This is a genomic window from Streptomyces sp. SLBN-118 (assembly GCF_006715635.1).
GTDB lineage: Bacteria > Actinomycetota > Actinomycetes > Streptomycetales > Streptomycetaceae > Streptomyces.
Window position 1 is genome coordinate 2503625 of record NZ_VFNP01000002.1, and the last position, 13933, is coordinate 2517557.

The 13933-nt window shown below is 69.4% G+C and carries 14 protein-coding genes and 1 pseudogene; 11 read left to right on the plus strand and 4 right to left on the minus strand.

Translation table 11 applies throughout. The annotated features are described in order from the left end of the window. The first annotated feature begins 5 nt into the window (after window positions 1-5). On the plus strand, window positions 6-134 hold the full coding sequence (locus FBY35_RS37540; RefSeq protein ID WP_260848859.1) for a hypothetical protein: 129 nt from the start codon (window positions 6-8) through the stop codon (window positions 132-134). Between the two features lie 69 nt (window positions 135-203). Here the strand turns inward: FBY35_RS37540 and FBY35_RS29900 are convergent, their stop codons facing one another. Next, entirely contained in the window at window positions 204-1055 is an 852-nt protein-coding gene (locus FBY35_RS29900; RefSeq protein WP_142217065.1) for a helix-turn-helix transcriptional regulator, read from the minus strand. A 101-nt stretch (window positions 1056-1156) separates the two neighbouring features. Between FBY35_RS29900 and FBY35_RS29905 the strand changes: the two genes are divergently transcribed. Beyond that, window positions 1157-2596 (plus strand): MFS transporter, encoded by a 1440-nt coding sequence (locus tag FBY35_RS29905; protein WP_142217066.1) that lies wholly within the window; start codon window positions 1157-1159, stop codon window positions 2594-2596. 62 nt (window positions 2597-2658) lie between these two features. Here the strand turns inward: FBY35_RS29905 and FBY35_RS29910 are convergent, their stop codons facing one another. From FBY35_RS29910 to FBY35_RS29920, 3 genes are all read right to left on the minus strand, one after another. Beyond that, on the minus strand, window positions 2659-2862 hold the full coding sequence (locus FBY35_RS29910) for a DUF6243 family protein (protein ID WP_142217067.1): 204 nt from the start codon (window positions 2860-2862) through the stop codon (window positions 2659-2661). A 216-nt stretch (window positions 2863-3078) separates the two neighbouring features. Then, complete coding sequence (locus FBY35_RS29915) at window positions 3079-3282, minus strand: hypothetical protein (protein WP_142217068.1); 204 nt, start codon at window positions 3280-3282, stop codon at window positions 3079-3081. Between the two features lie 197 nt (window positions 3283-3479). Next, window positions 3480-4862 (minus strand): glycine--tRNA ligase, encoded by a 1383-nt coding sequence (locus tag FBY35_RS29920; protein WP_142217069.1) that lies wholly within the window; start codon window positions 4860-4862, stop codon window positions 3480-3482. A gap of 196 nt (window positions 4863-5058) precedes the next feature. On the opposite strand from FBY35_RS29920, the gene FBY35_RS29925 reads away from it, so the two are divergent. The 9 genes and pseudogenes from FBY35_RS29925 to FBY35_RS29965 all read left to right on the plus strand — a co-directional run bounded on the left by FBY35_RS29925 (window position 5059) and on the right by FBY35_RS29965 (window position 13926). Beyond that, the gene (locus FBY35_RS29925) at window positions 5059-6030 is read left to right on the plus strand and encodes a metal ABC transporter substrate-binding protein (protein ID WP_142217070.1); all 972 of its coding nucleotides are present in this window, start codon (window positions 5059-5061) and stop codon (window positions 6028-6030) included. Between the two features lie 20 nt (window positions 6031-6050). Beyond that, window positions 6051-6821 (plus strand): metal ABC transporter ATP-binding protein, encoded by a 771-nt coding sequence (locus tag FBY35_RS29930; protein WP_142217071.1) that lies wholly within the window; start codon window positions 6051-6053, stop codon window positions 6819-6821. Window positions 6822-6823: 2 nt separating this feature from the next. Continuing rightward, a complete protein-coding gene (locus FBY35_RS29935) occupies window positions 6824-7717 on the plus strand; it encodes a metal ABC transporter permease (protein WP_142217072.1) in 894 nt (297 codons plus the stop codon). A gap of 55 nt (window positions 7718-7772) precedes the next feature. Continuing rightward, a complete protein-coding gene (locus FBY35_RS29940; RefSeq protein WP_142217073.1) occupies window positions 7773-8210 on the plus strand; it encodes a Fur family transcriptional regulator in 438 nt (145 codons plus the stop codon). An 836-nt stretch (window positions 8211-9046) separates the two neighbouring features. Continuing rightward, on the plus strand, window positions 9047-9958 hold the full coding sequence (locus FBY35_RS29945) for a DUF6192 family protein (protein WP_142217074.1): 912 nt from the start codon (window positions 9047-9049) through the stop codon (window positions 9956-9958). Between the two features lie 2 nt (window positions 9959-9960). Further along, on the plus strand, window positions 9961-10134 hold the full coding sequence (locus FBY35_RS36285; protein ID WP_160159353.1) for a hypothetical protein: 174 nt from the start codon (window positions 9961-9963) through the stop codon (window positions 10132-10134). Then, window positions 10097-10559, plus strand: a pseudogene (locus tag FBY35_RS29950) (transposase); the annotation flags it as partial. The gene FBY35_RS36285 and the pseudogene FBY35_RS29950, both read left to right, overlap by 38 nt. A 180-nt stretch (window positions 10560-10739) precedes the next feature. Beyond that, complete coding sequence (locus FBY35_RS29960; protein ID WP_142217077.1) at window positions 10740-10931, plus strand: DUF6381 family protein; 192 nt, start codon at window positions 10740-10742, stop codon at window positions 10929-10931. Window positions 10932-11118: 187 nt separating this feature from the next. After that, complete coding sequence (locus FBY35_RS29965; RefSeq protein ID WP_142217078.1) at window positions 11119-13926, plus strand: response regulator; 2808 nt, start codon at window positions 11119-11121, stop codon at window positions 13924-13926. Window positions 13927-13933 lie beyond the last annotated feature (7 nt).

The following is a 13933-nucleotide window of genomic DNA, read 5'->3' on the forward strand; positions in this document are numbered from 1 at the left end:
GGACCGTGGGGCGTGGCTCACCTTCGCCCGAGACGGTGGTGCCGAGCAAGGCCGGTGGGCCAGGATTCGACGGCACCGCAGGCATCGCCAAACAGGGCGACCTCGTCCCGGCGGTGACCCGCTTCGCGGGCTGACCGGCACGCCGAACCCGGGCCCGGACCGCACGCCACGGTCCGGGCCCGGACCCGTGTGGAAATGCGCGCTCAGACCGCGGCGAGCGCCAGCGCATGGAGTTTCTCGAGCCGTTCGCGGCTTTCCGCGTCGAGAGGTACGTAACTGATCAGGCGCGGGCCCGCGTTCGGCCCCAGCCACAGGTTGTTGTGCTCCAGGTGCAGCAGCCCGACATGGGCGTTGCGGATGAGCTTGTTCCTGCCGCCGACGCCGACCACCTCGTGCCGCGCCCACACCTCGCGGAACTCAGGGGACTTCTCCAGCCGCGCCAGAAGCGACTTCCACGCGGGCTCGGCAAGGTGCTCGGCCATCGAGGCACGGAATTTGGCCGCCATCATCCGGTTGGCATCGCCGAGTTCGGCGACCGAGGCCCGCCAGTCGTCGTTGGTGAAGGCCAGGATCATGCAGTTGCGGTCCTCGGGCGGCAGTGAGTCGAGATCGCACAGCAGCCGTCCGTACGTGCGGTTGTAGGCGAGGATGTCGTACCGGCTGTTCTGGATGCAGGCGGGGATCGGCTCCAGCTGTTCGAGCATCGTCCGCAAGGACGGAGTCACCGTCGGGCACGACGCGCCGGGCGCCGGATCGGTCGCCCCCGCCAGGGCGAAGAGGTGGGTGCGTTCGCTCGTGTCGAGCATCAGGGCGCGGGCGATGGCGTCGAGGACCTGCGGGGAGACCTGGATGTCCCTGGCCTGCTCCAGCCAGGTGTACCAGGTGACGCCGACCGCGGAGAGCTGGGCGACCTCCTCCCGGCGCAGACCGGGAGTGCGCCGGCGGCGGCCGGGCGGCAGACCGACCTGCTCGGGGGTGATGCGCTCGCGACGGCTGCGAAGAAAGCCCGCGAGTTCATGCCGTCGTACGTCGGACTCCTGCGCCATCGTGGTCATACCTCCAGGGTGCCCAATGGCTCAGGCCATTGCCAGGTACTGCTTGTACCAGGATAAAGACACTCTGGTACCAGGCTCTGCAGGCGAGGATCGTCGAGGCCGTGAGTGAGACCCGTGTCCTTCCCCCAGCCCCCGTCCGCACCGCAGGCACCTCGAACGGACCTGCCCTCGGCCCGCTCGGCCTGTTCACCCTGCTGCTCGGTGCGGCACTTCCGCTGATCGACTTCTTCATCGTCAATGTAGCCCTGCCCACCATCGATCACGATCTCGCCGCAGGCCCCGCGCTGCTGGAGCTGGTGATCGCCGGCTACGGACTCTCGTACGCCGTGCTGCTCGTCCTCGGCGGACGCCTCGGTGACATGTTCGGCCGCCGCCGGCTCTTCCTGGTGGGCATGGCAGCCTTCGGACTGACCTCGCTGGCCTGCGGACTCGCACCGGACGCCTGGACGCTGGTGGGTGCGAGGGTGGCCCAGGGCGCCGCGGCCGCGCTGATGTTGCCGCAGGTGCTCGCCACCATCCAGGCGTCGACGGCCGGACCGCGCAGGGCCCGGGCGATGGGCCTGTACGGAGCGACCGCGGGCCTTTCGATGGTCGCCGGGCAGATCCTGGGCGGCGTACTCGTCGCGGCCGACATCGCGGGCAGCGGCTGGCGTGCGGTCTTTCTCGTCAACGTGCCGGTGGTGCTGATCGGCCTGGTCCTCGCGGCCCGCTCCGTGCCGAAGACACGCTCCGAGCACCCCACGCCCGTCGACGTGCCCGGCACGCTGCTGCTGGCCGTGGCCCTGCTGACGCTGCTGGCGCCGCTGACCGAGGGGCGTGCGGCGGGCTGGCCGCTGTGGACGTGGGTGGCGCTGGCGGTGTTCCCGCTCGCGGCGGTCGCCTTCTACCGGGTGGAGCGGCGCGCCGACCGGCAGGGGCGTACGCCCCTGGTGCCGCCGAGCCTTTTCGGCCTGCTCTCGCTGCGGCGCGGTCTCACACTCGTGCTGCCGTTCTCGATCGGCTTCGGCGGCTTCATGTTCGTGATCGCGGTGGCCCTGCAGCAGGGCCTCGGGATGGGGGCGGTCGCCTCCGGTCTGGCGCTGGTGCCGATGGCGGTGGCCTTCTTCGGGGCATCGCTGGCCGGTCCGCGCTTGGTCGTGCGGTACGGAACCCGGATCGTGACGGCGGGTTCGGTGCTCCAGGCCCTGGGCATCGCGCTCCTGGTCCTGGCCTTTCGCCGCGACTGGCCGGACCTGGGCTTCCTGGAGCTGATGCCGGGCGTCGCGCTGGCCGGGTTCGGCCAGGGGCTCCAACTGCCGGTCATCTTCAGGATCGTGCTCTCCGAAATACCGGCGGAGCGGGCCGGAGTGGGCAGCGGGGTGATGGTGACGACACAGCAGTCGGCACTGGCTCTGGGCGTGGCCACCCTGGGCTCCCTGTTCCTGTCGCTGGTCGGTTCGGGCGGGATGCGTCAGGCACTGACCGTCACGCTGCTGGTGCAGCTGGGGATGATCGCGCTGACGGCGCTGCTGAGCCTGCGGCTGCCGCGCACGGTGAGTTGAGGAAGGCCTGACACGCCCGTGGGCCCGGACCGCATCCGAGCGGTCCGGGCCCACGGCGATGATCAGGCCTGCTCGTCCTGCGGCGCCTCCGCGTCGCCGCTGCTGCCCTGGGCGCGCTCACGCATCTTGCGCACCAGCTCCTGTTTCTGGTCGGCGGACGCCTTGCGGTCGGCGTTGCGTGCCGGACCGTTGCCCTGCTGGTCGGCCCGAGACAGCTTCTTTCGCTGTCCGCCGACGCCGAGGAGGTTGTTACGGCTCTTGGCCATGGGGGTCTCCCATTGTGGTGAGAAGTGACTGGGGAATCGTCAGACGGGGGCGGGGGTGAACAGCCGCCCTCTCACTCGTAGATCGGGAGATGCGCATACATGCAGGCGACGGTACCGCGCCGGAGGCATCGGGCACACATTTTCCAGCGCGGTCGCTGCCGTGCACGCCGTCGCGGATCCGGTGCCACGGGCAGGACCGCCTGACCTGCTGGGGCCTTATGCGCTCGGGTCGACCGTCGCCTGGTGCGCCTCGGCGAGGTGTTCCTCGGCCTTGAGCCACGGCAGGAACTGCACCGCCTTGCGCCAGCCGCACGTGTCGCAGGTCAGTGTGCGCTGCATGCCCGATTTCGCTACGTGCACGACGTGTTCGCGGCCGTGCTGATCCCATCTGCTGACCTTGCTTGTGGTCATGGACGGCATCGGTCCTCCTGGTGACGATTGCGCCCAGTGTGCAGCACGAACAACATCAACAGCAGATTCTCGCTGCTCTGTTGCTCAGGCTTCACCGCCTGCTCGGGCGCCGCTCTGCAGAAAGCGGAGCACAGCCGGAGCCCCCGGCGGCCGTGACACCGGGGGCTCCTCGACGTACCGCGCAGTGTCTACTGCGTAGTTGGGGATCAGCAGCCGAGCAGACGGCTGCCCAGGTACTGCTGGATCTGGTCCAGGGAGACGCGCTCCTGCTGCATGGTGTCGCGCTCGCGCACGGTCACCGCGTTGTCGTCGAGGGTGTCGAAGTCGACGGTGACGCAGTACGGCGTGCCGATCTCGTCCTGGCGGCGGTAGCGACGGCCGATGGCGCCCGCGTCGTCGAACTCGATGTTCCAGTGCTTGCGGAGGTCGGCCGCGAGGCCCTTGGCCTTCGGGGACAGCTGCGGGTTGCGGGACAGCGGCAGCACGGCGACCTTGACGGGCGCGAGGCGCGGGTCGAGGCGCATCACGGCGCGCTTCTCCATGACGCCCTTGGCGTTCGGCGCCTCGTCCTCGCTGTACGCGTCGAGGAGGAAGGCGAGCATGGAGCGGCCGACACCGGCGGCGGGCTCGATGACGTACGGGGTGTAGCGCTCGCCGGCTTCCTGGTCGAAGTACGACAGGTCGTGGCCCGACGCCTTGGAGTGCGCGGACAGGTCGTAGTCGGTGCGGTTGGCGACGCCCTCGAGCTCGCCCCACTCGCTGCCGCCGAACTGGAAGCGGTACTCGATGTCGGCGGTGCGCTTGGAGTAGTGGGAGAGCTTCTCGGCCGGGTGCTCGTACCAGCGCATGTTCTCCTCACGGAGACCCAGGTCGCGGTACCAGTTCCAGCGCTGCTCCATCCAGTATTCCTGCCACTTCTCGTCCTCGCCCGGCTTGACGAAGAACTCCATCTCCATCTGCTCGAACTCGCGGGTGCGGAAGATGAAGTTGCCCGGAGTGATCTCGTTCCGGAAGGACTTGCCCATCTGGGCAATACCGAACGGCGGCTTCCTGCGCGAAGTCTGCTGCACCTGCGCGAAGTTGGTGAAGATGCCCTGTGCGGTCTCGGGGCGCAGATAGGCGACGGAGCCGGAGTCCTGGGTCGGGCCGAGGTGCGTGGCGAGCAGGCCGGAGAACTGCTTGGGCTCGGTGAAGGTGCCCTTGTTGCCGCAGTTGGGGCAGTTGAGGTCGGCGAGGCCGTTCGCGGGGAGGTGGCCGTGCTTCTCCTCGTACGCCTCCTCCAGGTGGTCCGCGCGGAACCGCTTGTGGCAGGAGGTGCACTCGGTGAGCGGGTCGGTGAAGGTGGCGACGTGGCCGGAGGCCTCCCAGACCTCGGTGGCAAGGATCACCGACGAATCGATACCGACGACGTCCTCGCGCGAGGTGACCATGTAGCGCCACCACTGGCGCTTGATGTTCTCCTTCAGCTCGACACCCAGCGGCCCGTAGTCCCAGGCGGCACGCTGACCGCCGTAGATCTCGCTGCACGGGTAGACGAAGCCACGGCGCTTGCTCAGGTTGACGATGGTGTCGATCTTGTCGGCGGCCACGGTGCTCTCTTCATTACGACGACGGGAATTAACAGGTGCGGCGCGGAGCGCCTCGGTGAGGGGTGGTGGTCGGGAGACGGCGGGCGAATGCTTCAGGTTACCGGCGGCCGCACCCCCCGGATCAAATCGGTTCGGGGTGCGGGGAGCTCAGGGACCTTGTTGACAATCGTTTCCAGTTTTGTTGAAAATGACTGTCATGAACGTACGCCGCCTCATACAGGCCACCGCCGCCGCCGGAGCTGTCGCCCTGGGGCTCACAGCCCTCTCCGCCTGCTCCACCTCCAGCGCCGCCGACGGCAGGAGCAGTGACGGCAGGCTCAAGGTGGTGGCGTCGTTCTACCCCATGCAGTACCTGGCCGAGCAGATAGGCAAGGAGCACGTCACCGTCTCCGGCCTCACCAAGCCCGGCGTCGAGCCGCACGACCTCGAGCTGGGGCCCCGCCAGACCGCCGAGCTGAACGAAGCGGGCTGCATCCTCTACCTCAAGGGCCTCCAGCCCGCCGTCGACAAGGCCATCGCCCAGTCCGAGGCGAAGAACAAGGTCGACGCCGCCACCCTCACCGAGCTGGAGCACCACGGCACCGGAGGCGGCCAGAGCCACGAGGGCGAGGAGGAGGCCGGTCACGACGATCACGAGGGCGCGGCGGGCGCCGACCCCCACATCTGGCTCGACCCGGTCAAGTACGCCGAGGTCGCCCGGGGCGTCGGCGCATCCCTCGAGAAGGCCGACCCGGACCACGCGGCGGACTACAAGAAGAACACCGACGCGCTGGTCACCAAGCTGAACGGGCTGAACACCGCCTACCAGCAGGGCCTGAAGAACACCGCGACCAAGACCTTCATCACCACCCACTCCGCCTTCGGCTACCTCGCCGAGCGGTACGGCCTGGACCAGGAGGGCGTCGCGGGCGTCGACCCCGAGTCCGAGCCCAGCCCCGCCCGTATCAAGGAGCTCCAGACCATCGCGAAGAAGGACAAGGTCACCACGGTTTTCTTCGAGACCCTCGCCAGCGACAGGACCGCGAGGACCCTGGCCCGGGACACCGGGCTGAAGACGGACGTCCTCGACCCCCTCGAGGGAATCACGGACAAGTCCAAGGGCGACGACTACCTGCAGGTCATGGAGTCCAACCTGGCCGCCCTGCAGAAAGCACTCGGCGCGAAGTGAAACCCATTGTGGAGGCAACCGTGGCATCGGTGAGCGAGCCCGTCATATCCGTCCGCGGGGCCAGGGCCACTCTCGGCTCGCGGCCCGTGCTCCGTGGCATCGATCTCACCGTCCAGCGCGGTGAGGTCATCGCCCTGCTCGGCGCCAACGGCTCGGGCAAGTCCACTGCCGTACGGTCCCTGATCGGCCAAGTGCCGCTCACCGACGGCGAGATCGCCCTGTTCGGCACGGAGCTGCGCGGCTTTCGCGCGTGGGCGCGCATCGGTTACGTACCTCAGCGGACCACCGCCGCGAGCGGGGTGCCCGCGACCGTGCGCGAGGTCGTCTCCTCGGGACGTCTTTCGCGCAGCCGGCTGGGGCTGATGACGAAGGCCGACCGGGCCGCCGTGCAGCGCGCCATCGAGCTCGTCGGGCTCGCCGACCGCGCCAAGGACTCCGTGAGCGCGCTGTCCGGCGGCCAGCACCAGCGGGTGCTCATCGCCCGCGCGCTCGCCTCCGAGCCGGAACTGCTGATCATGGACGAGCCGATGGCCGGCGTGGACCTGGCGAGCCAGGAGATCCTCGCCGGGACACTGCGCGAGCAGGTCGCCGCCGGTACGACGGTCCTGCTCGTCCTGCACGAGCTGGGCGCGCTGGAACCGCTCATCGACCGTGCGGTGGTTCTGCGCGACGGCTGCGTGGTCCACGACGGGCCGCCGCCCGAGGCCGTGGGCCAGCATGCCCTGCCCGGCCACGACCACGTACATCCGCATGCGGCCGACGAGCCGCACCGCACGGGACTGCTGACCTGATCATGGAAATCCTCCAGACAGCATTCATGCAGCGGGCGCTCATCGCCGCCCTTCTGGTCGGCATCACCGCCCCCGCCATCGGCATCTACCTGGTGCAGCGCCGGCAAGCGCTGATGGGCGACGGCATCGGCCATGTGGCGATGACCGGTGTCGGCCTCGGCTTCCTGCTGTCGACCAACCCGATCTGGATGGCGACGATCGTCTCCGTCGTCGGCGCGGTCACGATGGAACTGATCCGGGCGTACGGGCGCACCCGCGGCGACATCGCGCTGGCGATGCTCTTCTACGGCGGTATGGCGGGCGGTGTCCTGCTGATCAACATCTCGGACACCGGCTCCACGGCGAATCTCAGCTCGTTCCTGTTCGGCTCCCTGTCCACGGTCTCCGAAGCGGACCTCACCGCGATCACGCTGCTGGCCGGGTTCGTGATGCTCGTATCGCTGGGGCTGCGGCGTCAGCTGTTCGCCGTCAGCCAGGACGAGGAGTTCGCGCGCGTGACCGGTCTCCCGGTGCGCTGGCTGAATCTGCTGATCGCCGTCACCGCGGCGGTCACGGTGAGCGTGGCGATGCGGGTGGTGGGGCTGCTGCTGGTCAGCGCCCTGATGGTGGTTCCGGTGGCCGCGGCCCAGCAGATCTCCCGCTCCTTCAGGGCGACCTTCACGGCGGCCGTGGCGATCGGAATCGCCGTGACTCTGGCCGGAACCACCACCTCCTACTACCAGGACGTGCCGCCAGGAGCGACGATCGTACTGATGGCCATCGGGGTCTTCGTGGCGCTGACCGCGCTGGCTGCACCGCTGGCGAGACGGCGGGCACGGGACGTGGAGGCACACACGGCTCAGTGCACGGCGGACCTGCCGGGCACCCGGCGGTCCGGCGACGACGTCAAGGTCTGACAGCGGGCCTGGCAGAATGGCCCGACGGATGTGCGGGCGAAGCGAGGAGGCAGCTGTGGTGACGGCGCCAACCGGCGGGAACACGGCCCCGGTACGAGGCCGGTCGACACGTCAGCGGGCCGCGGTGGCGGCGGCGCTCGACGAGGTGGACGAGTTCCGCAGCGCGCAGGAGCTGCACGACATGCTCAAGCACCGCGGCGACTCGGTCGGCCTGACCACGGTGTACCGGACCCTTCAGTCGCTCGCGGACGCGGGCGAGGTGGATGTGCTGCGCACGTCGGACGGCGAGTCCGTCTACCGCCGCTGCTCGACGGACGACCATCACCACCACCTGGTGTGCCGCGTGTGCGGCAAGGCGGTGGAGGTGGAGGGCCCGGCGGTGGAGCAGTGGGCGGAGACGGTGGCGGCGCAGCACGGGTATGTGAACGTGGCGCACACGGTGGAGATCTTCGGCACGTGCGCGGACTGCGCGGGCTCCTCGGCGGAGGGCTGACGGTCCCTTCGGGGTTCCGGGGCACGGGTCGTTCGCGGGGCGGTCGTTCGCGGGGCGGGTCCTTCGCGGGGCGCGGGTCCTTCGCGGGGGGTCCTTCGCGAGGCGCGGGTTGCTGGGCGCGGGTCCTTCGCGAGGCGCGGGTTGCTGGGCGCGGGTCCTTCGCGAGGCGCGGGTTGCTGGGCGCGGGTCCTTCGCGAGGCGCGGGGGCTCGGGGCGCGGGCTTCCCGCTTGCCCCGCGCCGTGTGCGCATGGTCTGGGGCCGCTACGGGGCTCGTGTCCTGGACTGCTTTCTTTCAGTGCCCGTTCCTCAACCTGACTTTAGGATCTTGGGGTGGGTCTAGGCTGGCTGGGTGGCCGGGGTCAACGGGCCTGTACGTGAGCGGCATTGTCCCGGGTGCGGTTCCCGGTTGAGGCGAGATGCCGGCCCCGGGCGGTGTATTGCTCGGGGGTGTGTCGTTCCAGGCAGTGGCGCCGGGTCCGGCGGCTGCGGCAGCGGGTGGCCGCGCTGGAGCGGGGTGAGGGCCGGCGGGTCTGCCCGGAGTGCGGGCAGGTCTGGGTGGCCGGGGTGGACCGACGGGGCGACGCGGTGTATTGCTCGCCGCGGTGCCGGAAGGGGGCCTGGTGCCACCGGAAGGAAGCGTTCGGCCAGGCGTCCGATTGACGCTTGGACGAACGGCGACCGAGGATCGACTGCGACACCGTTCGGTCAGTTTCGTTCACTTTCGGTCATTGCCTGTGAGTGATCTATCGGATGCGCTAGGGCTGACGGCAAGGGCCGGGGCTTGTCGCCGGCGGTCCGGTCCGCGGGGCCCCGACCGCGAGGGGTGGTGGCCGCCATGGCCGTCACGGACAAGGTCGGAAGTGTCAGCCGGCAGCGTTACAAGCAGATCGCGGCCGAACTGCGGGACGTCGTACAGCAGCAGACGCGGGGTCAGTGGCTGATCGGTGACCGGGCCCTGGAGATAGAACCAATGCAGTTCAGGTGCGGACAGCACGAGGCCGCGCCCGGTGAGGAACTCCGGACGGTCCGCGAGGCGTTGTTCATGCTCGCCGAGGACATCGGGCTGTCCTACCGGGCGGTGGAGTACCGGCGGTGGACAGCTTCGCGGTTCCCCAAGAACCAGCGCCTGGACGGCATCTCCTACACGGTCTACCGGACGCTGGCTCACATCGAGGACGAGGGCGAGCGGTTCGGCGCGCTGACGCACCCGCCGCTGGACAAGCGGACCGGCCAGCACCGGTGGACCCCGGATGCGGCCAAACGCCAGGTCGGGCACCAGGTGGCCAGGCCCGTCACCCCGCAGGAGAAGATCAACGCCATCCACACCCTGGCCCGCGAGGAGGACGTGGCGGGCAAAGTCACCACGGAGATGCTGCACCGCCCGGACGTCGCCTTCCGCGCGATGACGGACGACACCGCCCGCCACCAGGTCAATCGCGCGCAGGTCGAACGCGGCCGCCAGGCCCGCGAGGACTTCGAGCGCACCAGCCCGGTCGCCCCGACCGTCAAGCGCATTGATCACGCGATCGAGTTCCTGGATCTGGTCTCGGCCTGCCACAGCTTCGTCGCGAACGCCGGGCGGGTCGTCCCGCGCCTGCGCGACCGGCAGCTGAACGAGGACGAACGCACCGTCGTGCACTCCAACGTCGCACGCGTGAGAGCGACGTTGGAGTGGATCGAGACGGCCGTCGACACCGGCGAGGTCGGCGTGGACGAGGAGCTGGCCCGGCTGCTGAAAGGCGAGTAGCCGTGCGCAAGCGCTCCCCGGCCGCGGAGCGCCACGCCGACCTGGTCCGTATCGCCCTGTTCGAGGTCGCCCCCGCCGGGATGACGCTCACCCGGCTGATGGCGTCCTGTGAACTGAGCCGCTACCAGACCAGGCGGGGCATCGCTGTTCGGCAAGGACACTCGGGGGTGGGATGAAGCCAAAAAGATCAATGGGAGGAAGAGGCACCTGATCTGTGACAACAGGGGCCTGGTGCTGCTGGTGATGGTCACCGCGGCCAATGTGACCGACCGTGACGCGGCCAAGGAGCTGCTGTTCCGCCTCGCGCTCATGCACCCCGAGATCGCCATCGTCGGGGCCGACTCCGCATACGCCGGGAAGCTGGTGACCAAAGGGCAAAGACCTACCTCGATATCACCATCAAGACGGTGCGCCGCCCGCCGGACGCGAAGGGCTTCGTGGTCCTACCGCGCAGGTGGGTAGTCGAGCGATCATGGTCGTGGATCATGCGGGCCCGACGACATTGCCGGGACCACGAACGGCTCCCCGAGATGAGCGAATCCCTGATCACGTGGGCGGCCATCACGCTGATGACGAGGCGCCTCACCCGCCGCAAGGCCCAGCTCGCCACCCGCCGCGACGCCACTCCGTACTACCTGCCACAGGCCGCCTGACCTGTGCAGGTCGCCATCGGCCCTCTCGTACGGAGCCGATAGCGGTGGGTGACCGTTCGGGATGCGCGGATGAGGGGGTGCTGTTTCGCTGGTGGGGCCCGCTGCCCCAACCACGGCGAGGAGTGATCATGAGCGTTGCAGGCGAGTCCGGCGGTCGTGCCCAGCAGCTGCGCCGCAGAGCGCTGGAGATGGAACAGGCCGCGGAGCGTGTCACTGATCCCGAGGAGCGGCAGCGGCTGAAGGAGAAGGCCCGGAGGCTTACGGAGCAGAGCGAGCAGGAAAGCGGAATGGGCGACCGGGACATCGACCCCATGCTGTAGCGGTCCGGCCCCGGGGGCGGCCGGTGGCCGCCTCTTTCATCCGGACAGGGCCGGCCGTGCTCCTGCGTACGCCACAGCACGGCGGCATGGCGATAAGGGTCGTCAGTCTGCGGACATGGCCACGGGCACCTGATGGCGGTCCCGATCCTGCGTCTGGTAGCTGGCGTGTGACGTGTGGAGGCAGGAGATGGAACCGGACCGGCCGACACCGAAGCAGTACGCGGCTGATGACGAGGAGCGGTTCCGGCTGCTCGTGAAGAACTCCGCGGACATGGTCTTCCGCCGCACGATCGAGGGTGCCTACCGGGAGGTGTCCGCAGCGGGGGCGGTGTTGCTCGGCCACCCGGTCGAGGAGATCGTGGGGAGCGCGGTCGCGTCCTGGGTGCATCCGGGCGATGTGGAGGACTTCGAGTCGGCTGAGCGGGATCTGCTCCGCGAGGGCCGGGTGGTGGTGTGCCTGCGGCTGCGGCACGCCGACGGACACTGGCTGTGGACGGAGTCGACGAACTGGGTGGTGCGCAACGCCGCAGGCGAGATGCTCGAAGTGCGCGGGTTCATCCGCGAGGCGCAGGGTCAGCGGCGCCGCGAGGAGGCGCTGCGGCTGCTGCAGGAGCAGGCTCGTTCGGTCATCGAGACGGCCCGGGACGCCTTCGTCTCCATCGATGAGGACGGTCTGGTCATCGACTGGAACCAGGCTGCGCAGGGGTTGTTCGGCTGGAGCCGCTGGGAGGTGATGGGCCGGCGGCTGGCCGATCTGATCATTCCTGAGGGCTACCGCGCTGCGCACGCGGCCGGTCTGCAGCGGGTGCTGGCCGGTGGGGAGCCTCATGTGCTGGGCCGTCAGATCGAAATTACTGCACTGCATCGCGACGGGCACGAGATGCCGGTCGAACTGGCCGTGTGGCGGCTGCAGTCGGGCACGCGGCGCTGCTTCAACGCCTTCGTCCGGGACATCACCGAACGCAAGCGAGCCGAGGAGGCGGTGGCGGCAGCCCGTGACCGGGCGCTGGAGGCATCGAGGGCCAAGTCGCAGTTCGTGGCCTCCATGAGCCATGAGATCCGTACTCCCATGAACGGTGTCATCGGGCTGAGCAACCTGCTCCTGGGCACTGAGCTGGATGGCGAACAGCGCCGCTACGCGCAGGGTATCCAGGCCGCCGGGACGGCCCTGCTGTCGCTGATCAACGACATCCTGGACTTCTCCAAGCTGGAGGCGGGCAAGCTCGACCTGGACGAGGTCGCCTTCAGTCCCCAGCAGCTGGTGGAGGAGGTTGTCTCGCTGGTGGCGCAGACCCCTCAGGCCGGCGGCCTGGAACTGCTCAGCGACTGCCAGCCCGACCTGCCCGTGATGGTGCACGGGGATGCAGGCCGGCTGCGGCAGATCCTGCTCAACCTGGCGTCCAACGCTGTGAAGTTCACCGAGTCCGGCGAGGTCCTGATACGCGCCCGCCCAGCCCCCGCACGGCCACCTGCGGAGCATGCGCCGTGGCTGCGCTTCGAGGTGGCCGACACCGGCATCGGCATCGCCGAAGCTCAGCAGGAGCGGATGTTCGACGCCTTCTCCCAGGCGGATGCGTCCACTACCCGCCGCTACGGAGGCACCGGCCTCGGCCTGGCCATCTGCCGCAGGCTCACCGATGCCATGGGCGGCTCCATCGGCGTCACCAGCCGGACCGGCCAGGGCAGCACTTTCTGGTTCACCGTTCCCGTGCGCGCCCCTGATACCACCGAGCGACCACCGGCCCAGGCCTCTCCTGCGACCCTTCGCGGGCTGCGGGCGCTGGTCGTCGACGACAACGAGACCAACCGGCTGATCCTCGATACCCAGTTGCGCAGGTGGCACCTGCAGCCGACCACGGTCGAGGGCGGGCCCCAGGCGCTGGTGGCCCTGCACGAGGCAGCGGCCGCGGGCCGCCCCTTCGACCTGGCCCTCCTGGACATGCAGATGCCCGACATGGACGGCCTGGAACTCGCCCGCCGGATCACCACCGACCCGGCCATCGGCCGGGTACCGCTGCTGATGCTCACCTCCAGCGTGCCGCTGGCCCCCGCCGAGCTCCAGGCGGCCGGAATCGCACGCAGCATGCCCAAACCCATCCAGCAGTCCCAGCTCTTGGACGCCGTGGTCGAGCTCACCGCCCAGTCACCGCCCGTCGAAGCTGCAGCGCAAGCGCCTTCTGCCGCCCCCACTGCCTCCCCGCCTGCCCACCGCGGCCATCTCCTGCTCGTGGAGGACAACGAGATCAACCAGATGGTGGCCCAGGGCCTTCTCACCCAGCTCGGTTACAGCGCCGATATCGCCGCCGACGGCATCCAGGCCCTGCAGATGACCGAGGAACACACCTATCAAGCCGTGCTGATGGACTGCCAGATGCCCCGGATGGACGGCTACACCGCCGTCCAAGAGCTGCGCCGCCGGGAAGAAGGCGGCGGCGGGCGCCTTCCGGTGATCGCCATGACCGCCGGCGCCCTGGCCGAGGACCGGGAACGCTGCCTGGCCGCGGGCATGGACGACTACGTCTCCAAACCCGTCGCCGCCGCCGACCTGGAACAGGCCCTGGCCCGCTGGATCGATCCTGCTCACTGCGGTGAAGAGCCCGACCACTCGACGGAAGAGGGCGAGGAGCCCCTGCGTGCCTCCATCGAGCGGCGGCTGGACGAACTGCGCGGCGCCGACGCTCCGGCCGAGAACGAACTGGTGAGCCGGCTGGTGGACCACTTCCTCGTCCGCGCCCCCGACATGACCAGCGCACTCTTCCACGCGCTGGACCGCCACGACACCACCGAGATCGCCGAGCAGGCACACAGCCTCAAAGGCGCTGCCGGCAACATGGGAGCCGAAAGCCTCGCTGCCTGCTGCGCGGAGCTCGAACAGCGTGCGAAGGCCGCAGACCTGGCCCCGCTGGCCGAGATCGCCCCCCGCCTCCAGGACGAACTCGACCGCACCTGCCGCATCCTCGAGACGCTCCGCTCCCGCCCTTCCGGCCACTCATAGGAGGTCC